This is a genomic window from Nocardia sp. NPDC050175 (genome assembly GCF_044459885.1).
Lineage (GTDB): Bacteria > Actinomycetota > Actinomycetes > Mycobacteriales > Mycobacteriaceae > Nocardia.
Genome location: NZ_JBITJI010000005.1, coordinates 344,203 through 362,819, shown reverse-complemented (window position 1 = coordinate 362,819; position 18,617 = coordinate 344,203). Strand labels below are relative to the sequence as shown.

Annotated in this window: 18 protein-coding genes; 11 read left to right on the top strand and 7 right to left on the bottom strand. The window is 67.5% G+C overall.

The window, feature by feature from the left end; translation table 11 throughout:
- Position 1 precedes the first annotated feature (1 nt).
- From ACIBK2_RS19485 to ACIBK2_RS19460, 6 genes are all read left to right on the top strand, one after another.
- Positions 2–928 (top strand): aldolase, encoded by a 927-nt coding sequence (locus tag ACIBK2_RS19485; protein ID WP_396968919.1) that lies wholly within the window; start codon positions 2–4, stop codon positions 926–928.
- On the top strand, positions 925–1,263 hold the full coding sequence (locus ACIBK2_RS19480) for a hypothetical protein (protein WP_396968918.1): 339 nt from the start codon (positions 925–927) through the stop codon (positions 1,261–1,263). The genes ACIBK2_RS19485 and ACIBK2_RS19480 overlap by 4 nt, the downstream gene beginning before the upstream one ends.
- 513 nt (positions 1,264–1,776) lie before the next feature.
- Positions 1,777–2,664 carry a 5-deoxy-glucuronate isomerase gene (gene iolB, locus ACIBK2_RS19475; RefSeq protein ID WP_396968917.1) on the top strand — a complete coding sequence of 296 codons (888 nt, stop codon included), beginning with the start codon at positions 1,777–1,779 and terminating at the stop codon, positions 2,662–2,664.
- Entirely contained in the window at positions 2,661–4,502 is a 1,842-nt protein-coding gene (iolD, locus tag ACIBK2_RS19470) for a 3D-(3,5/4)-trihydroxycyclohexane-1,2-dione acylhydrolase (decyclizing) (RefSeq protein ID WP_396968916.1), read from the top strand. The genes iolB and iolD overlap by 4 nt, the downstream gene beginning before the upstream one ends.
- Before the next feature lie 185 nt (positions 4,503–4,687).
- The gene (locus tag ACIBK2_RS19465) at positions 4,688–5,116 is read left to right on the top strand and encodes a putative immunity protein (protein ID WP_396968915.1); all 429 of its coding nucleotides are present in this window, start codon (positions 4,688–4,690) and stop codon (positions 5,114–5,116) included.
- A gap of 142 nt (positions 5,117–5,258) precedes the next feature.
- Positions 5,259–5,462, top strand: coding sequence for a cold-shock protein (locus ACIBK2_RS19460; RefSeq protein WP_054814460.1), 204 nt, complete (start codon positions 5,259–5,261; stop codon positions 5,460–5,462).
- Between the two features lie 74 nt (positions 5,463–5,536).
- On the opposite strand, the gene ACIBK2_RS19455 is transcribed toward ACIBK2_RS19460, so the two are convergent.
- Positions 5,537–6,178 carry a dihydrofolate reductase family protein gene (locus ACIBK2_RS19455; RefSeq protein ID WP_396968914.1) on the bottom strand — a complete coding sequence of 214 codons (642 nt, stop codon included), beginning with the start codon at positions 6,176–6,178 and terminating at the stop codon, positions 5,537–5,539.
- Positions 6,179–6,295: 117 nt separating this feature from the next.
- On the opposite strand from ACIBK2_RS19455, the gene ACIBK2_RS19450 reads away from it, so the two are divergent.
- The gene (locus tag ACIBK2_RS19450; protein WP_396968913.1) at positions 6,296–6,790 is read left to right on the top strand and encodes a winged helix-turn-helix transcriptional regulator; all 495 of its coding nucleotides are present in this window, start codon (positions 6,296–6,298) and stop codon (positions 6,788–6,790) included.
- Between the two features lie 13 nt (positions 6,791–6,803).
- Here ACIBK2_RS19450 and ACIBK2_RS19445 read toward each other — a convergent pair whose 3' ends face one another.
- Positions 6,804–7,613 carry a DNA polymerase beta superfamily protein gene (locus ACIBK2_RS19445; protein ID WP_396968912.1) on the bottom strand — a complete coding sequence of 270 codons (810 nt, stop codon included), beginning with the start codon at positions 7,611–7,613 and terminating at the stop codon, positions 6,804–6,806.
- A gap of 48 nt (positions 7,614–7,661) precedes the next feature.
- Positions 7,662–8,873: an MFS transporter gene (locus ACIBK2_RS19440; protein ID WP_396968911.1), complete on the bottom strand. Its 1,212-nt coding sequence runs from the start codon at positions 8,871–8,873 to the stop codon at positions 7,662–7,664.
- Positions 8,874–8,964: 91 nt separating this feature from the next.
- Between ACIBK2_RS19440 and ACIBK2_RS19435 the strand changes: the two genes are divergently transcribed.
- Positions 8,965–9,852 (top strand): LysR family transcriptional regulator, encoded by an 888-nt coding sequence (locus tag ACIBK2_RS19435; RefSeq protein WP_396968910.1) that lies wholly within the window; start codon positions 8,965–8,967, stop codon positions 9,850–9,852.
- A gap of 692 nt (positions 9,853–10,544) precedes the next feature.
- Here the strand turns inward: ACIBK2_RS19435 and ACIBK2_RS19430 are convergent.
- Together ACIBK2_RS19430 and ACIBK2_RS19425 are read right to left on the bottom strand one after the other, a co-directional pair.
- Positions 10,545–12,257, bottom strand: a complete 1,713-nt coding sequence (locus tag ACIBK2_RS19430) for an alpha/beta fold hydrolase (RefSeq protein WP_396968909.1) — start codon at positions 12,255–12,257, stop codon at positions 10,545–10,547.
- 71 nt (positions 12,258–12,328) lie between these two features.
- A complete protein-coding gene (locus tag ACIBK2_RS19425; RefSeq protein WP_396968908.1) occupies positions 12,329–12,883 on the bottom strand; it encodes a TetR/AcrR family transcriptional regulator in 555 nt (184 codons plus the stop codon).
- A 146-nt stretch (positions 12,884–13,029) separates the two neighbouring features.
- On the opposite strand from ACIBK2_RS19425, the gene serA reads away from it, so the two are divergent.
- The 3 genes from serA to ACIBK2_RS19410 all read left to right on the top strand — a co-directional run bounded on the left by serA (position 13,030) and on the right by ACIBK2_RS19410 (position 16,456).
- On the top strand, positions 13,030–14,628 hold the full coding sequence (gene serA, locus ACIBK2_RS19420) for a phosphoglycerate dehydrogenase (protein WP_396968907.1): 1,599 nt from the start codon (positions 13,030–13,032) through the stop codon (positions 14,626–14,628).
- A 59-nt stretch (positions 14,629–14,687) separates the two neighbouring features.
- Positions 14,688–15,695, top strand: a complete 1,008-nt coding sequence (locus ACIBK2_RS19415) for a 3-isopropylmalate dehydrogenase (RefSeq protein WP_396968906.1) — start codon at positions 14,688–14,690, stop codon at positions 15,693–15,695.
- 158 nt (positions 15,696–15,853) lie between these two features.
- Complete coding sequence (locus ACIBK2_RS19410) at positions 15,854–16,456, top strand: Uma2 family endonuclease (RefSeq protein WP_396968905.1); 603 nt, start codon at positions 15,854–15,856, stop codon at positions 16,454–16,456.
- 12 nt (positions 16,457–16,468) lie between these two features.
- On the opposite strand, the gene ACIBK2_RS19405 is transcribed toward ACIBK2_RS19410, so the two are convergent.
- Both ACIBK2_RS19405 and ACIBK2_RS19400 read right to left on the bottom strand, forming a co-directional pair.
- Entirely contained in the window at positions 16,469–17,077 is a 609-nt protein-coding gene (locus tag ACIBK2_RS19405; protein WP_396968904.1) for a TetR/AcrR family transcriptional regulator, read from the bottom strand.
- Between the two features lie 324 nt (positions 17,078–17,401).
- Positions 17,402–18,592, bottom strand: coding sequence for an MFS transporter (locus ACIBK2_RS19400; protein ID WP_396968903.1), 1,191 nt, complete (start codon positions 18,590–18,592; stop codon positions 17,402–17,404).
- Positions 18,593–18,617: the final 25 nt, after the last annotated feature.

Below are 18,617 nucleotides of genomic sequence, written 5' to 3'. Positions count from 1 at the left end.
TATGGCCGGCCATCACAGAACTGGAGGAACTACGGTGCATTTGACCGACGAACGCTGGCGTGAGCTGCTGCGCGTCCGCGCGACGGACCCGGCGGCGGTCGAGCGGGCATATGCGAAGCGGGTCCGGCGGCCGAACCTGTTGGCGGACAAGGACACCCTGTTCCTGATCGCCGCCGACCACCCGGCCCGCGGCGCCCTCGGCGTCGGCTCGGACCTGACCGCCATGGCGGACCGACGCACGCTGCTGGAGCGGCTGCTGATCGCGCTGGCCCACCCGGACGTCGACGGCGTGCTCGGCTCGCCGGACGTGGTCGAGGAACTGCTGCTGTTGGACGCCCTGGACGACAAGGTCGTCATCGGCTCGATGAACCGCGGCGGGCTGGCCGGCGCGGAGTGGGAGATCGACGACCGCTTCACCGGATACGACGCCGACTCGCTCGCCAGATTCCGCCTCGACGGCGGCAAAATGCTACTGCGCCTTGTCGATTCGGACGCGGGCACGGTGCCGACGCTGCAAGCCTGCGCGCAAGCCGTCTCCGAACTCGCCGCCAACGGCCTCATGGCGATGGTCGAGCCACTGCCGTACCACCGCAACGAATCCGGTGCCCTGGTCATGAGCAAGGACGCGGCATCGCTGGCCCGCGCCATCACGGTAGCCTCCGGCCTCGGCGTCACCTCCGCCTACACCTGGCTGAAAATCCCTGCCCCCGAAGATATTTCAGTCCTCGACGCCACCACCCTGCCGGTAGTCGTCCTAGGCGGCGCCCCCTCCGGCGACCAGGTCGCCGACATCGCCTACTGGGACGGCGCCCTAGGCCACGACGTAGTCCGCGGCCTGGTAGTCGGCCGCACCCTGCTCTACCCGCCCGACGGCGACGTCGGCACCGCGGTCGACGCGGCAGCCAAGATGCTGAAGGAGGCCCGATGAGTCGCAGCCACCTCCCGACCCCTGTCCCCGGGCTCGACTGCGCGTTGTTCCTCGCGACCGCCGCGCACAGATCGTCATCCCGCGCACGAACCCGCCAGCGAATTCGTGCGCGGCGCACGATGATGTGCGCGCCGAGTACACACGGTGGCGTGCGGCACGTCGAGCGCCGTAGCCGGCCAACGGCCGCCGCGCGGCGTGGTGGGCGACTGCTGCGTACGAAACTTCCTGGCGCGCACGGAATTGCTGGCAGTTATGTGCGCACGGTGCGATTTCGTGCGCTGCGGTCGGCAGGCGCGGGCACGGTGGCAGCCAAGATGCTGCAGGAGATCCGATGAGTCGCGGCCGCCTGCCAGTAGTCGACTGCGCGCTGTTTCCCGCGTTCGCCGCGCACGGATTGTCGTCTCGCGCAGTTCGGCGTCAGCGGATTCGTGCGCGGCGCACCATCATGCGCGCGCCATGTACCCGTGGCGCCGGGCCAAGCGCACTGCGGATAAGCAGACCAACGGCCGCCGCGCGGCGTAGCGGGCGACTGCCGCGCATGAATCTTCCTGGCGCGCACGGAATTGCTGGCAATTGTGTACGCGCGGTGCGATTTCGTGCGCTACGGCTCGCGGACGTGATGGCCACCAGAGTGACGAAGGAGGCGCGATGAGGCGGGTGAACCTGGCGAACGTCAGCAGTGGCCGTCCGCCGCGTGCGAATCATCAGGGCGCGCGGAGAATTGCGGGCGATTGTGGGCGCGTCGCGCGAATTCGTGCGCTGCGGGCCGGTGCGCGCGTGGGGCGTGGCGCGAGTTCGGGGGCAGGTGGCTCGGGGGCGGCCGCCATCGCCGAGAACTGGAGGTTGCGATGAAACTGCATCGACCGGCCGGAACCCTCAGCGAGGGTGGCGATTCGATCCATCTGTCTCCGGAAGATGCCGGGTGGACCTACACGGGCCTGCGGGTGCTGAACCTGCGCGCCGGTGAGACTCGACAACTCGAGACAGGGGAGTTCGAAGCGTTCGTTCTCCCGCTGGCCGGAGCCTGTACTGTGCGCGTCGACGGTATGACGTTCGAATTGTCTGGCCGGGACTCGGTTTTCACTCGCGTGACGGACTTCGCCTACGTCCCACGTGACGCTCAGGTGGAGCTGGTTGCTGAAGGTGACCTCGAGCTCGCACTGCCGATGGCACGCTGCACGAACCGGCTGGAACCGAAATACGGTCCCGCTGAAGAGGTTCCGGTCGATATCCGCGGTGCGGGGCAGGCGACCCGTCAGGTCACCAACTTCGGCGTCCCCGGCATCTGGGACCACGCCGACAAGCTCAATGCTTGCGAGTTGATCACTCCAGACGGCAACTGGTCCTCCTACCCACCGCACAAGCATGACGAGGCGAGTGACTGCGAGGTCGTCAACGAGGAGATCTACTACTTCCGCATCGCAGGTCGGGATGGGATTACTCCGTCACGTGACGGATTCGGAATGCATCGGACCTACACCGCGGACGGTGCGCTCGACGAGAACGTCGCCGTGCGGGATGGCGATGTTTTCCTGGTCCCGCACGGTTACCACGGACCGTGTGTCGCCGCGCCGGGCTACCCGATGTACTACCTCAACGTGCTCGCGGGCCCCGCCCCGCAGCGCTCGATGGCCTTCTGTGACGACCCGGCACACACCTGGGTGCGCGGCAGTTGGGATGACGAACCCCTCGATCCGCGTTGCCCGGTCACCAACCACAAAGGACGGCTCGGATGAAACTGACTGCGGCACAGGCGTTAGTGGCCTGGCTGGTCGCCCAGCGTTCGGAGACCCTCGACGGCCGCGAAGTGCCTTTGTTCCCCGCCGTTTTCGGTATCTTCGGACACGGCAACGTGCTCGGTCTCGGCACGGCCCTGCAGGAGCGACGCGACGAGATCCCGGTCTGGCGCGGGCACACCGAGCAAGGCATGGCCCTGGCGGCCGTCGGCTACGCCAAGGCGACCCATCGGCGGCAGATCGGGGTGGCGACCTCATCGATCGGCCCCGGCGCGCTGAACATGGTGACCGCCGCGGGCGTCGCGCACGCGAATCGTCTTCCGCTGCTGCTGCTTCCGGGCGACACCTTCACCACCCGCGCACCCGACCCGGTACTGCAACAGGTCGAGCATTTCGGCGACGCGACCGCCACGGTCAACGACGCCTTCCGCGCGGTGAGCCGCTACTTCGATCGAATCACCCGCCCCGAGCAGCTGATTTCCACGCTGCCCCAGGCGGTCCGGGTGCTCACGGACCCGGCCGAGGCCGGCCCGGTCACCCTCGCCCTGCCGCAAGACGTCCAGGCCGAGACCTACGACTTCCCCGACGCCCTGTTCGAACCGGTCGTCCACCGCATCCTGCGCCCACGCGCCGACGAGCGCTCGCTGACCGACGCCGTCGCGGCACTGCGCAACTCGGCGCGCCCGTTGCTGGTGCTCGGCGGCGGTGTCCGCTACTCGGGCGCGGCCGCCACCGCCCTCGAATTCGCTGAGCGCCATGGCATTCCGATCGTCGAGACGACGGCGGGCCGCACCCTCGTGCCCCACGACCACCCGCTCTACGCCGGTCCACTCGGCGTCACCGGCTCGACCTCGGCCAATGTCCTGGCCGCCGAAGCCGACCTGGTCCTCGCCGTCGGCACCCGGCTGCAGGACTTCACCACCGCCTCGTGGACTGTCTTCGCGCCAGAAGTCCGTCTCGTCACCATCAACGCCGCACGGTTCGACGCCGTGAAACACGGTGCCCTCGCAATAGTCGGCGACGCCGACGCAACGGTCCGTGACCTGGCCGAACGCACCCAGGAATGGCGCGTCGACCCCGAATGGACCGCACGCGCCGCCGCTCAACGCAGCACATGGGACGCCCACATCGACAAGCTGCGCGCCCACACCCCGGGCATCCCCAGTTACGCCCAGGTGGTCGGCATCGTCAACGAACTCAGCGAACCGAACGACTACGTCATGACCGCCTCGGGCGGCATGCCCGGCGAACTCGTCGGCGGTTGGCGCGCGTCCGGCGGCGCACCGACGATGGACGTCGAGTACGGATTCTCTTGCATGGGTTACGAACTCGCCGGAGCCTGGGGCGCGGCCATGGCACACACTGACGGTTTGGTCACCACCATGCTCGGCGACGGCTCCTACCTGATGCTGAACTCCGAACTGTTCTCCGCAGCGTTCGCGGGCCACCCATTCGTCGCGGTCGTCTGCGACAACGACGGCTACGCGGTGATCGCCCGTCTCCAGGAGGGCCAAGGCGGCGCACCGTTCAACAACTTCTACGCCGACTGCCGCAGCACACACGACGAACCGCCGCGAGTGGACTTCGCCGCACACGCCCGCGCGCTGGGCTGCGCCGTCTTCACCGCCACCGACCTCGACGAATTCCGCACCGCCTACACCGAAGCGCGAGAAACCGCGGTCCGCGAGTCCCGACCGGCCGTGCTGGTGATCCGCACTCAACCGTCGTCCTGGACCGAGGCCGGCGCCTGGTGGGAGGTCGGTGTCCCCGAGCATCTGTCCGGCCGCGCCGCCCACAACGCCGCGAAGCCACGCCAGGTGCGTTACCTGCGGCCGTGACCAGAAGACTCGATCTGGGGGCTGCACGGCGCGGCAGAAAGTCGTAGGATGACTTAGCGGCGCCTTAGTGCGCTGGTAGCGATGGCCTTTGCGGCACAAGATAACTGGGACGTGGCCGAGCATCGGCCACCACTTGCGTCGAGAAGGGGAAGGCCTGTGCGGACCGAGGCGAGCAGAGCGGGCCGGTGACTCTCAACCGGGTCGACCATACGGCGCTCGCGCTGTGGGCGGCGGCGTGTGCCGAGCACGTGCTGCCGCTTTTCGAGCGCGCGCACCCCGATGACGCGCGACCGGCCGCGGGGATCGAAGCCGCCCGGGCGTGGGTGCGTGGCGACCTGACGATGCCCGAGGCGCGCAAGGCCGCGTTCGCCGCTCATGACGCCGCTCGCGAGACCGATGGTGCGGCCGGTTTGGTCGCGCGGTCGGCCGGGCACGCGTCGGCGACCGCACATGTCGCGGGCCACGCGGTGCACGCGGCGAACTATGCGGTGCAGGCGGTACAGGCGGATTCGTCGGAGGGGGACGACGAACGAGCCTGGCAACAAGCTCAGGTACCTGAACGACTGTTTCGGGTGGTTTTCCCGGATCGGGGCCTGTCAGAGCATGGGAGGTGACGGCAACAATCCCTCGTCAGCGTTGTTTTGCTCACAGTTGACCGAGGAAGATGTGGAGAAATTCGTCGGATCATGGCATCGTTGATCACGAGACCAGGCCATTCCATTTGGCAGAATCTGGCTCGTCTACAGAAAGTATGAAATGGCTCAGGGCATTGTGAAGTGGTTCAACAGCGAGAAGGGCTTCGGCTTCATCGCGCAAGACGGCGGAGGCCCCGACGTCTTCGTGCATTACTCGGCCGTTAGCGGCGCGGGTTTCCGGTCCCTCGATGAGGGGCAGCGCGTGGAGTTCGAGATCGGCCAGGGCCAGAAGGGCCCGCAGGCGCAGGACGTTCGCGTCCTCTGATCTGATCGCTCCTAAGCTTTTGAAAGGCCCCACACCGGCATGGTGCGGGGCCTTTCCCCGTTTCGGGGGAGTGCTTACGCCCTGGTGAACGTCACATGGGTGACCGCTGGGGATCGGATAACCGAGCTGACCGCGTAGCCGGGCAGTGTGCCGAGCCCGTCATAAAGGCGTTCGCCGGCGCCGAGCAGGATCGGCACGACGGCCAGGTGCAGCTCATCGACCAGACCGGCCTGCAAGAACTGGCGCACCACCGATGAGCCGCCACCCAATCGCACGTCCTTGCCTTCGGCAGCCTTGAACGCCCGCCGCAGCACCTCTTCCGGAGTGTCGTCGACGAAGTGGAATGTGGTCCCGCCGTCCATCGGCAGCGACACCCGCGGGTGATGCGTCATCACGAACGTGTCGTGATGGTACGGCGGGTTGTCACCCCACCAGCCCTTCCACTCCTCGTCCTGCCAGGCGCCGCGAATCGGTCCGAACATGTTGCGGCCCATGATCGTTGCGCCGATGCCGACCTCGCCCGCCTTGATGAAGTCATCGTCGATACCGGTTTCGCCGCCCGCGCCGCCGGACCAGTCGTTCCCGGTTCGAGTGGCGAAGACCCACTCGTGCAGGCGCATACCGCCTTCGCCGAGCGGATTGTCGGGGCCTTGATTCGGTCCGGCGACGTAGCCGTCCAACGAGATGGCCAGATTGCGGACCAGGAGCTTCGCCATTGTGCTGCCTTTCTCTCTACTGCTTGCGGTTTGCAATCGCTTTCGTAGAGGTTAAGGCCATCTGGTTGTATATTGCAAGCAGAAGTTCGAATCGGTTTCGCGGCGAAGGAGCGGTGGATGCGCGAAGAGGGACGCTCGGGCTGCCCGATCAACGCGACGATCGAGGTGATCGGCGATCGGTGGACCCTGCTGGTGCTGCGCGACGTGATGTTCGGCAACCGGCGTTATTTCCGTGAGCTGCTCGCCCGATCGGATGAGGGCATCGCCTCGAACATCCTGTCCGATCGGCTGAAGCGGCTGGTCGCGGCGGGCCTGCTGAGCCGCGAGAACAGCAGGCCCGGTCAGAAGGCGGAATACCGGCTGACCGAGCCTGCCATCGAGTTGGTGCCGGTGATGGCGCAGCTCGGCGCGTGGGGGCTGCGGCACCGGCCGACCACCAAGCAGTTGCGCGTGCGGGCCGAGCTGCTGGAGGAGGGCGGACCCGAACTGTGGGCGGAGTTCATGGACGAACTGCGCGAGTCCCACCTCGGGATTCCCCGTCCGAACCCGGACCGGCCGACCGCGACGCACCGGCTGGAGCAGGCGTACCTGTCAGCCGTCGCCGAAGCGTAAGGGACACAAGCGGTTAAGACCCCGCCATGGCCTCGGCGCGAAAGAACTCCGCAGTGAGGCTCCTGGCCCGGTCGAGGTCAGGTTCCACCGACTTCGGGAAAGCCGCTGCGGCCAAGTCGAATTCGGACTCGATGAACGCGGCGATCGGCACCGGCACTGTCCCACTGCCCATTTCGCGGGTCCGCGACTTGAGCTCGGTCAACTCCGCCACTGCCGCAACAAGATCGGCGGGCAGGTCGCACTCGTCCAGCAACGTCGGCAGGTGCATCGGCGCGACCGCCGCACCCGGGTGCTCGCGTAGCCAGCGCAACGCCATTGCCGGGCGCAGCGAATAGAACACCTTCTTCAGTGATCGGTTGCGGTCGAACAACTCCCACTGCTTGGCGCCGAGATGCAGGTAGTGCCTGGCCACCCGGTTGCGGTCGGCGACCTCGGCGGCCAAGGCGCGCAGGTCGTCGCGGAACCGGCTGTCGCCGCGGTAGACGATCGGCGACATCAGCCATTCGATGAGCACGGCATTACCCGCGACCAGCAGGCGCAGCGCCTTGGCCAGGTCCCAGCCGTTCACGTCGAGCAGGCCGGACAGCGGCGTCTCCAGCACGTCGCGGGTGCGCCAGGGCGAGAGGTAGGTATCCAGGTTCGCGACATAGACGAACCGGCAGTCGTAATCGGAATCCGGCGACGGGAAACCCCAGGCCCGGCTGCCGCTTTCGATGGCAAGCCGGATCGAGACGCGATGCTCGCGTTCGACTCGTGCCAGCTCGAAGTCGATGGACCCGACCACCGTCGGGTCCATCGAAGCGGGGATCACGCGTAGGGCCATGCCATTGATGCTAGGTGCCCGATGATCATCACCGCATCTCGTTTTTCGCTATCTCCGCAGTTCGGGGGCTTCCGGTGCGCGGCTCGCCGCGGCGATCGTCAGCGCGACGAGCACGAGTGCGCCGCCGAGCCACATCGCCGAGCTGATGCCGAACGCGTCCGCGGCCCGTCCGCCGACCAGGGCGCCGAGGGCGATGGCTGCGTTGAAGACGCCCGCGTTCAATGAGGACGCGGCCTCGCGCGCGTCGGGTGCGGCGGCGAAGGCCCAGTTCTGCGTGGTGACCGACACGCCGCCGTAGGACAGACCCCAGGCCACCATCAGCACGACGGCGAGCCACAGCGAACCGCCGAGCGCCGGTATCAACAGCACGGAGACGGCCAACGGGATGCTGATCGTGATCAGCGTGCGGCGCGGGCCGCGAACGCCGACGGTGCCCATGCTGAAATTGCCGATGACACCGGCGATTCCGTACACCAGCAGCACGGCGCCGATGGTGCTCGCACCGATGCCGGTGACCTTCTCGAGCAGCGGACGGATGTAGGTGTAGGCCGCGAAGTGACCGGTCACCAGGAACGCGACAACCAGTAGCGCGGTACGCAATTGGGGCCTGCGGGTCATCCGCAGCACCTCGCGGAGCGGAACTAACTGCGCGACAGTCAATCTCGGCAGCAGCACGGCGATGGCGACGAGGACGACCAGCGCGAGACCGGCGCAGACGAGGAAGGCCGCGCGCCACCCGGCGAGCGCGCCGACGTAAGTCCCTGCGGGCACGCCGATCACCGAGGCCACCGCGACACCGCTGTAGACCAGCGAGGTGGCCGGACCGATCGATTTCTCCGGTACCAGCCGCGCCGCCATGCTCGCTGCGATGGCCCACACGCCGCCGATGCCGAGGCCGATCAACACCCTGGCCCCGATCATGACGGCGAAGTTCGGCGACCAGGCCGCGCCGAGATTGCCGAGGGTCAGCACCGCGAGCAGCGCGCAGAGCACGAGCCTGCGGTCGGTGCGGCCGAGCGCGGCGGTGATCAGCGGCGCGGACAGGGCGGCGACCAGGCCGGTGGCGGTCAGCGAGAGTCCCGCCGCGCCCTCGGTGACCCGCAAGGTGTCGCTGATGGGGGTGAGCAAGCCGACCGGGAGCATCTCCGAGGTGACCGCCGTGAAGGTGGCGCCGGTCACGGCGCCGACGCCGAGCCAGCCGCGCAGCGCCGAACCGCGCGCTGCCGGAGCCGGATTCGCGATTCCTCGAGTCTGTGTCATGACTCCAGCCAACTGATCATCCCGCCTGGAATCAACGGCGAAGGTCTCATCGTTCTATGAGCTGAACTCATCGACGCTGGAGAGGACGCCAATGACCGGCCTGGAGGTACGTGAGCTGGAGGCCTTCCTCGTGCTCGCCGAGGAACTGCACTTCGGGCGCGCGGGGGAGCGGCTGTACGTCTCGCAGAGCCGGGTGAGTCAACTGCTGCGCGCATTGGAACAGCGGGTGGGCGCGCGACTGATCGAGCGCACCAGCCGTAAGGTCACGCTCACGCCGCTCGGCGCGGACTTCCTGGCCGATCTGGAGCCCGCCTACGCGGCGCTGCGGGCGACGGTGGACAACGTCCGTGCGACGGCCCGCGGGACCGAAGGTGTACTGCGCATCGGCATCCAGGGCTCGGGCAGCGAGAACCTCACGGCGGCCCTCGAATTGTTCCAGCACCGGTTCCCCGCCTGCGTCACCGAGGTCGTCGAGATTCCGCTGGCCGATCCGTTCGGTCCGGTGCAGCGCGGCGAGGTCGATATCGCGGTCGTGCTGCTGCCGATGGGGGAGAGCGATCTCGTTCTCGGGCAGGTCTTTTCGGAGAATCCGCAGATGTTGGCCGTGCGCAAGGGCCACCCGCTCGCGACCCGGACCAGCTTGTCGCCGGAAGACCTCGCCGAGTTCTCGTTGATCGGCGTGCGTGGGCCGGCACCGCAGTACTGGCGACGAGCGCAGTCGGTGGATATGACCCCGGGCGGTCGGCCCGTTCCGGCCGGGCCCAGCGTCGGCACATTGCGGGAGGGGATCGAGTTGGTGGCGGCGGGTGCGGGCGCGATGTTGCTGTGCCATCCGACCGCGGTGTTCCATGACCGGCCAGAGGTCAGCTTTGTGCCGGTGACCGGGTTGGCGCACTCGCGGCTGGGGCTGGTCTGGCATCGCAATCGCGAGACCACGCGGGTGCGGGCCTTTTCCCGGGCTGTCGCCGCGGTGAGCTGAACGTCGATTGCGGGTGGGTGAAAGATAGTGCGCGGCACGTTTATCCGGTGCGGATATGGATGATCCAAAGGTGCGCCGAATGTGTCGTTTGACGATGCGCACACGACTGCTTCTACGAGGTGCAATCGGCGAATTCGTGCGCTTGTTACAGAGTTTCGGTTAGCTGTCGGAAATGTCCGGGTCTGTCGAACGTGTATAGCCCTCTTATTGGGGTGCTACCGATTTCTTAGAAGATCTTTATGTTTACCGCCCGTTGGTCCGAGACTGCGGACGGCTGGGCGCATACATGGTGGTCAAGCCCATGGTTCTCAGGGCACGTACCCCTAATGGTCACCTGACCAGGTGTTCTTCGTGATCTGACTGTAACCTGCATCACTAAATGCCCTAATTTCGTAACCGTCCTCGTTCGGGCGCCGATGAGCCTTGTGTCAGCCAGTACGACTGGATTGTCTTTCAATGAAGAGGTATTTAAATGATCCCCGTTATCATCGACACCGGTAGCGCTGCCCTCGGCGGTTTCCTGGACACCTTCGGTGCCGCTTTCCACGGAATCCTCAACACCCTGTGGACGGGCTCCTTCGGCGGCCGCTGATTTGACGTAATGGTCGATTGATCGACCGGGTCTCGCGCCCACTGAGCGCGATTCCGGAGAGGGCCCCGCACCCGAGTGGTGCGGGGCCCTCCGCGTTTCGCTAGCGGGCGTGCACCGTCTGGGCACCGACCCGGGCGATCTCGGCTGCGACCTGTGCGGGGTGGGTCAGCTGCGGGTAGTGCCCGGTGCCCTCGATCACGGCCAGTTCCTGCGGCACGGTCATCGTGAGCGGGTCCTGCGTGCCTGCCACGATCCGCACCGGCACGGTTACCCGCGCGAGCAGGCCGGTCAGCTCTTTCCGGCGTTCAGGCGCACTCGCGTGCCGCAGCGCGGCGATCGTGCGGGTTGCCACCCCGGGCCGGTGCAGGTTGTCCGCTGCACTGTCCACCGCAGGCCCGGCGGGTATACCGAGCTGTGTTGCCAAGGCGGCGGCTGACATTCGCCGCAAAGCCAACGCCGCCAGCGGCGAACGCAGGAGCCAGCCGGTCCGCGGCTGCAGGAACGCGGGCGACACCAGTACGACACCCGAGACCCGATCCGGGTGTGCGGCGGCATATCTCAGCACCGGCCCGCAGCCCAGCGAATGACCTACCAGCACTGGACGACTGCGTACGGAGCCCATCAATCGCGGTAGTACATCATCGATTCCGCCGGGCGCGGACCGCCCGAGTCCGGGCAGGTCGGCGACCAGGCTCGGTGCCGCGAGGGCAGCCCGTACCTCGGCCCAGGATTCACTGTCGACGGGCAGGCCGTGCAGCAGAACGTAGGCCGGATGCTCTCGCTCCCCGGAAATCCAAGTGCCGTCGACGAATCCGGCGGTCGGATCCGCCTCGACGGCACCGAACCGGCTCGACACCAGGTGATCGGCCCAGGTGCGCAGAACGGTCTCGGCGGGCGGCATCGTGAGTCCCGCGGTGCGCGCGACCGCATCCGCGGCGGACGTGTCGTACCGATCGTCGGCGATGAACGGAAGCGTCTCGGGATCGGCACCGGTCAGCGCCCTCGGCAGCTTCTCGATGACACTGACCGGCACCGAGAAGCGCGGCGCGCGCACGCCCAGATGCTCGGCGAGCACCCGAATCAGGTCCGGCAGCACCGGGGTTCGGGAATCGAGAACGGTGAAGGATCGTCCCGCCGTGTCGTCCTGATCCGGCAGGTTGATCAGGAAGGTCGCGAAGTAGTCCAGATCGACTATCGGAACAAAGGTTTCGCGACCGCCGGGGAGCGCCGCGAGCCTGCCGTGCCACAGATCGTCGACCATGCTTGCGAGCCCGACGTATTGGCCCGCGCCGAGCACGCTGCTCGGATTGGCGATCGTGAGGGGAATGCCGCGCTCGGCCGCATGGCGGCGCAGCATCGGATCCGACTCGAACTTGGACGCGCCGTAAGCCCCTCTCTCGTAGTCCTGTTCGTTCGAGTCCTCGACGGTGATGCGATAGCCGGTGATGTGGACGACACGCCGCAACTCGGGCAGTGTCGCGGCCCAGTCGAGCATGTGGAGCGCGCCGGTCACGTTCACCGCGTAGGCCTCGTCCTTACCGAGACCGAAAGCGAAGCGCGCCGCGCAGTTGTAGATGTCACGGATGTCGGCGGTGTCGAGATCGGCAGGGAGTCCGAGGTCTTTCGCTGTCACATCGCAGGAAACAACCCTGAGCCCGGTCTGATCGGTGGCGCGTGCTCGCAACCATGTGGTGAGCCGGTCCTCGCTGCCGGGACGGACGGCGGCGACGACGGAACCGCCCTGCTCGAGCAGTTGCGCCACCACTGCGCGGCCGATGAACCCGGCGGCGCCGAGCACGATGCTGTGGGACATGATTCTCCTTAATAGACCGGTCTACATATTCTGTAGACCTGCGAAAACTGTTGGCATAACTACTGATCCGTTCAGATCATGGTGCGAATGGTCCGCGCCACGCGCTCGAGCGGCTCGCGGCTGCGCTGGGCGCGCGCCAAGAGCAGGCCGCCTTCGATCATCGCGAGAATCGCCCCGGCCAAGTCCTCGGCATCCGGGCGCCCGTCGGCCTGCAGCCGAATGCGCAGTGCCTCTTCCCATCCCGCGTAGGCGGCGGCGCATTCGGCCTGGATGGTGTCGTTGGCCGCCGAAACGTCGAGGGTGACGGTCGCGACCGGGCAGCCCTGCTGCCATGCGGAGGCTTCGAGTCGATCACCGAACGCGGTGAGCAGGCTGGTCGCCGCCGCGGCGGTGTCGCCTGGCTCGACCGCATCGATCAACGCCGCGATCTCGTTGCCCGCCTGGGCGACCGCCTCGGCGACGAGCTGGTCCTTGCCGCCGGGGAAGTGGAAGTACAGCGAGCCGCGCGGTGCGCCGCTGGTCTCGATGATCTGGTTGAGGCCGGTGCCGAAGTATCCGTGCTTCTCCACCAGTCCGCGCGTGGCGCTGATCAGTTGGCAGCGCGTCTCTGTTCCCTTGGCACCCATGCGTTAACTGTAGACCGGTCTTCATATTTTGACCAATGCGGCATACTGACGACGGCCGCCTTACCAGGGGGTAGAACATGCCGAAACGACGCCCACTAAGCTGATCGGCGGTAATTGCCGAACCCTTTCCCCAGGAGTACTCCACAGTGAGCCAAGCAGGCCGTCCTGTTGTCCTGATCGCCGACAAGCTTGCCCAGTCGACCGTCGACGCGCTCGGTGACGGAGTCGAGGTTCGGTGGGTCGACGGCCCCGACCGCCCGGCTCTGCTCGCCGCTGTCCCCGAGGCCGACGCGCTACTCGTGCGCTCCGCGACCACGGTGGACGCCGAGGTGCTCGCGGCAGGCAAGAACCTGAAGATCGTCGCCCGGGCCGGCGTCGGCCTCGACAATGTCGACGTGCCCGCGGCCACCGAACACGGCGTGATGGTCGTCAACGCGCCGACCTCGAACATCCACACCGCCGCCGAGCACGCCGTCACGCTGCTGCTCGCCGCCGCGCGCCAGATCCCGGCCGCCGATGCCACGCTGCGCGAGCACACCTGGCAGCGCAGCAAATTCAACGGTGTCGAGATCTTCGACAAGACCGTCGGCGTGGTCGGCCTCGGCCGTATCGGCCAGCTGTTCGCCGCCCGGCTCGCCGCCTTCGAGACCAAGATCGTCGCCTACGACCCCTACGTCTCGCCGGCCCGCGCCGCCCAGCTCGGCATCGAGCTGCTGAGCCTGGACGAGCTGCTCGAGCGCGCCGACCTGATCTCGGTGCACCTGCCGAAAACCCCGGAGACCAAGGGCATCATCGGCAAGGAAGCCCTCGCCAAGACCAAGCCGGGCGTCATCATCGTCAACGCCGCGCGCGGTGGCCTGGTCGACGAGCAGGCGCTGGCCGATGCCATCAAGTCCGGTCACGTGCGGGCCGCGGGCCTGGACGTCTACGAGACCGAGCCGTGCACCGACAGCCCGCTGTTCGAACTGCCGCAGGTCGTGGTGACCCCGCACCTCGGCGCGTCCACCTCCGAGGCGCAGGACCGGGCGGGCACCGATGTCGCCAAGTCCGTATTGCTCGCGCTCGCCGGTGAATTCGTGCCCGGCGCGGTGAACGTCACCGGCGGCAGCGTCGACGAAGACGTCGCGCCGTGGCTGGACATCGTGCGCAAGCAGGGTGCACTGCTCGGTGCGCTGTCGAGCGAGCTGCCGGTCAGCGTCGAGGTGCAGGTGCGCGGCGAGCTCGCCGCGCATGACGTTGCGGTGCTGGAACTTTCGGCGCTGCGCGGCATCTTCTCCGCGCTGGTCGAAGACCAGGTCACCTTCGTCAACGCGCCGACCCTGGCCAAGGAGCGCGGCATCACCGCACAGGTGAACACCGTGCCGGACAGCCCGAGCCACCGCAGCGTGGTCGACCTGCGCGCCGTGTTCGGCGACGGCCGCACCCTGAATGTGGCGGGCACGCTGACCGAGCCGCAGCAGGTGCAGAAGATCGTCAACATCAACGGCCGCAACTACGACATGCGCGCCGAGGGCATCAACATGGCCGTGCTGAACTACGAGGACAAGCCGGGCGCGCTCGGCAAGATCGGCACCAAGCTCGGCGAGGCGGGCATCGACATCCTGGCCGCGCAGCTGAGCCAGGACGTCGACAAGGAAGGCGCGACGGTGATCCTGCGGGTCAACCGCGAGGTGCCCGACGCGGTCGAGGCCGCCATCGCCGAATCCGTCGGCGCCGCAAAGGTCGTCGTCGTCGACCTGTTCTGATCGGGTTCGGGGGCGCGCCCACGGCTGGGCGCGCCCCCGATTAACAACGGAGCGTTGCAATGAAGCTTGCTGTCATCCCCGGCGACGGCATCGGGCCCGAGGTCATCGCCGAGGCGCTCAAGGTGCTCGACGTGGTCCAGCCCGGCGTGGCGAAGACCGAGTACGACCTCGGCGCCAAGCGGTACCACGCGACCGGTGAGATCCTGCCGGATTCCGTGCTGCCGGAGTTGAAGCAGCACGACGCGATCCTGCTCGGCGCGATCGGTGACCCGTCGGTGCCGAGCGGCGTGCTCGAGCGCGGGCTGCTGCTGCGCACCCGGTTCGCGCTGGATCATCACGTGAATCTGCGGCCGTCCAAGCTCTTTCCGGGCGTGACCAGCCCGCTGGCCGGCACCCCCGACATCGACTTCGTGGTGGTCCGCGAGGGCACCGAGGGTCCGTACACCGGCACCGGCGGTGCGATTCGGGTCGAGACGCCGCACGAGGTGGCGACCGAGGTGAGCACCAACACCCGCTTCGGCATCGAGCGCGTGGTGCGCTACGCCTTCGCGAAGGCGCAGGCCCGCCGCAAGCACCTCACACTGGTGCACAAGACCAACGTGCTCACCTTCGCCGGTTCGCTGTGGCAGCGCACCGTTGACGAGGTCGCGGCCGAATTCCCTGAGGTGGCAACGGCTTACCAGCACATCGATGCCGCGACCATTCACATGGTGAACGATCCGGGCCGGTTCGACGTGATCGTCACCGACAACCTGTTCGGCGACATCATCACCGACCTCGCGGCCGCCGTCAGCGGTGGCATCGGGCTGGCCGCCAGCGGCAATATCGATGCCTCGGGCACCAACCCGAGCATGTTCGAGCCGGTGCACGGCAGCGCGCCCGACATCGCGGGGCAGTCGAAGGCCGATCCGACCGCGGCGATCCTCTCGGTGTCGTTGCTGCTCAACCATCTCGGCAATAGCGAGGCTGCCGCGCGCATCGAATCCGCCGTTGCCAAGGATCTCGCGTCGCGCGTTGGTGCGGCGTCGACGGTCGAGGTCGGCGATCGCATCGCCGCCATCGTCTGAGCGAAACCCGGCGAGGTCCCGTACCGAAGCAATTCCGGTGCGGGGCCTTGTGGCCACGTGTGAAACGCGCGTGGGGTGGTAAACCATGGACTGAGTCCATGACGTGTGCTGCACTCGGCCGCTCATCGACGGGCTTACCTGGTGAGACGGAGGGTTCGGTGAGCGCACAGCACGGGAATCGGAGATCGCAAGTCGGTCCGTATGCCGGGCTTGATCTGCGTGACGCCCCAGGTGGCGGCAAGGGTTTCGAGCTGGAAGACGGCTGGCTGGTCGAGGTGGCCAGCGGCGCTCGGCACAATCACGTGACGCAGCGGCTCGGTCGATTCATCGATGCCGGTGCCGTCGGAGCCGCCGTTCATCTCTGTGTCGGGAGCGGCTGGGAGGTCAGCACGCGCAGCGGAGTGCGCAAGCCCGACATCATCGTGCTTCCGCGTGAGGTCGCCAGGGCCGCGGTCGTCGCGGAGGTGCCGAAGCGAGTTCCGGGATCCGAGGTGCGGCTGGCGGTCGAGGTCGTCGCGCCGGGCAGCGGGACCGAACGCACCGATCGGGTGCGGAAGGTGCGCGAGTACGCGGCGGTGGGCATTCCGCAGTATTGGATCGTCGAGCATCAACCCGATGTCGTGATGCATCGGATGGTGTTGGGCGAGGGCGGCTATGGTGCCGATCCCGTTGTCTGTTCCGGCAGTGTCTTCGACGCGGTCGTCGACGCCGACATTCCGTTCCACGTCACGTTCGATCCCGCTGCGCTGCTTGCGGTTTGAGTCGAGCGGGCGTCAGCCCATGCCGTGGTGGCGGATCGGGCGATGGTTGAGGCCGACCGCGCGGCGGACGAACGCGATTGTCTCCCTGGCGATCTCGTCGTGCGGGCGGCCCGCGTCGATGCGTTCGATGGCGCGGCCGAGCGCGCCGTCGATGAGATCGGCGGTCAGATCGGGGTCCGGGTTGTCGAGGGCGGTGAGTGCCTTGCGCAATGGCGCGGCCGAATCGTGGTGTGCGTCGGCGAGATCGCGCCGGGTCGCCTCGTCGCGGGGGAGGGCGCTGCCGAGGACGGCGATGCGGTGCGCGCCAGATGCCGCCAGTGCCAGGGTGGTTCGCACGTAGGCGTCGACTTGGCCCGCGGGGGTCTCGGCGCGTTCGACCGTGTCGCGCACGCGCTCGCCCCATTCCAGCAGCGCGTCCGACACGATGCGGAACAGGATTTCGTCGCCGGAGCTGAAGTACTTGTAGACGCTGCTGCGGGCGAGCCCGGCGGCCGCGCCGACCGTGGCGGGTGTCACCGCCTGCGGTCCGTTCTGTAGCAACACCATGCGGGCGGCATCGAGCAGCGCGCGTTCTTGGTTCGCCCGGTGTTCGGCGACGGTTGGTGCGTCGATCCTCGGCATCGCACTCCTGGTGATAGCGACAGAATGTTTCTATCGTACCTGTTGGCGACAGCATGTCGCTAAAAGCGACATCTGGGCCCGCCGCAGGTGACTCAATCGTGCTTCAGTCTGATCGCGGGCGGTGGGTAGTTCGGGATCGAAGGTTGTCCAGTGGGCTGAATGGCGCTGGCGTACCAAAAGTGTTGTGGCCTAATCGTTCCCGACTCGTCAGAGTGATCGATGTCGCATCAGCCTGGGCGTGACCCCATGGGTCGCGTCTGACACATCCGACGATCGACGCCCGCTCCGGCATGCGAGGGGCGTCAATCCATCAGGGCTGGGCGGTTATTGGGTGCGGCGGTCGGTCGGGACCAAGGGTATGGCGGCGACCGCCAGCGCTGCCGCCAGTAGATAGGCGGCGGCGAAACCGCTTGCGCTGATGAGCGCGCCGAACACCGGCGGCACCGCGGCCATCGCCAGATTCTGACCGGTGTTCTGGATGCCGAGTCCGCGACCACTCCAATAGGGGCCCGCGATTTCGGCGACGGCGGTGAAGGCGAGTCCGTTGTCGGACACCGTGATCACCGAGGCGACGACCAGCAACGGGATTGCGGCCCACCACATGTGGGTCCAGGCCGCCAAGGCCAGCGCGGCCATCGACAACACGGCGGCGACGGCGACGGTGCGTAACGGACCCAACCGGCTGCCGACCCGGTCGGACCAGGCGCCCGCCCCGATTCGGCCTGCGGCGCCCAGGATTTGGGTGGCGGTGACGAGAATTCCCGCCGCGGCCAACGACCAACCGATATCGCGATGCAGCCACAGCAGTGCGAAAGTCCACACCGTGCCCTGCGGTATGACGAGCAGCACAGAGACGGCATGGATGCGCCACAAAGTCGTATCGCCGCGATAAGGATTGGCGCGCAACGCCGCATCGCTCGCGGTGGCGCCCGCCGGACGCGGCGGATCGACGATGCCGATCAGCGCGCCCACCGCGGCGATACCCGCCATCGCCGCAGGAACCAGAATCGCCGCGGGCACACCGTATGTCGCGGCGACGGCCGGCACGGCCAGCGCGCCGATGCCGACGCCGAGCGGCTGCGCGGTCTGCCGGATCCCCATCGCCAGCCCGCGCCGCTGCGGCGGGAACCAGCCGACAATGAGGCGGCCGCTGGCCCCGTTGGTGCTCGCCGCACCGACGCCACCCAGGAACAACAGTGCGCCCAAAGCGATGTCGTTCGTCGCGGCGGCCGCGGCGCCGCCGGCGATCAGCATCAGCAGCGGCCCGCCGATCAGCACTTTGCGCTCACCGATCCGATCGACCACGTACCCCCACGCGATCAGCGTGCAGACCAACCCGAGTGTGGGCATCGCCACCAGCAGTCCCGCTGTGGCCAACGGCATACCGCGATCGGTCAGTGCGGGCAGCAGGAAGGCGACGCCGTTCACGAAGACCGCGCTCGCGGCTTGCGCGAAGACGCCGAGACCGAGCATGGACCACCGTCGAGTCTCCTTGATCTGCGTCACGGTAGCCATCGGTCTCACCTCTGAATCTCATTAT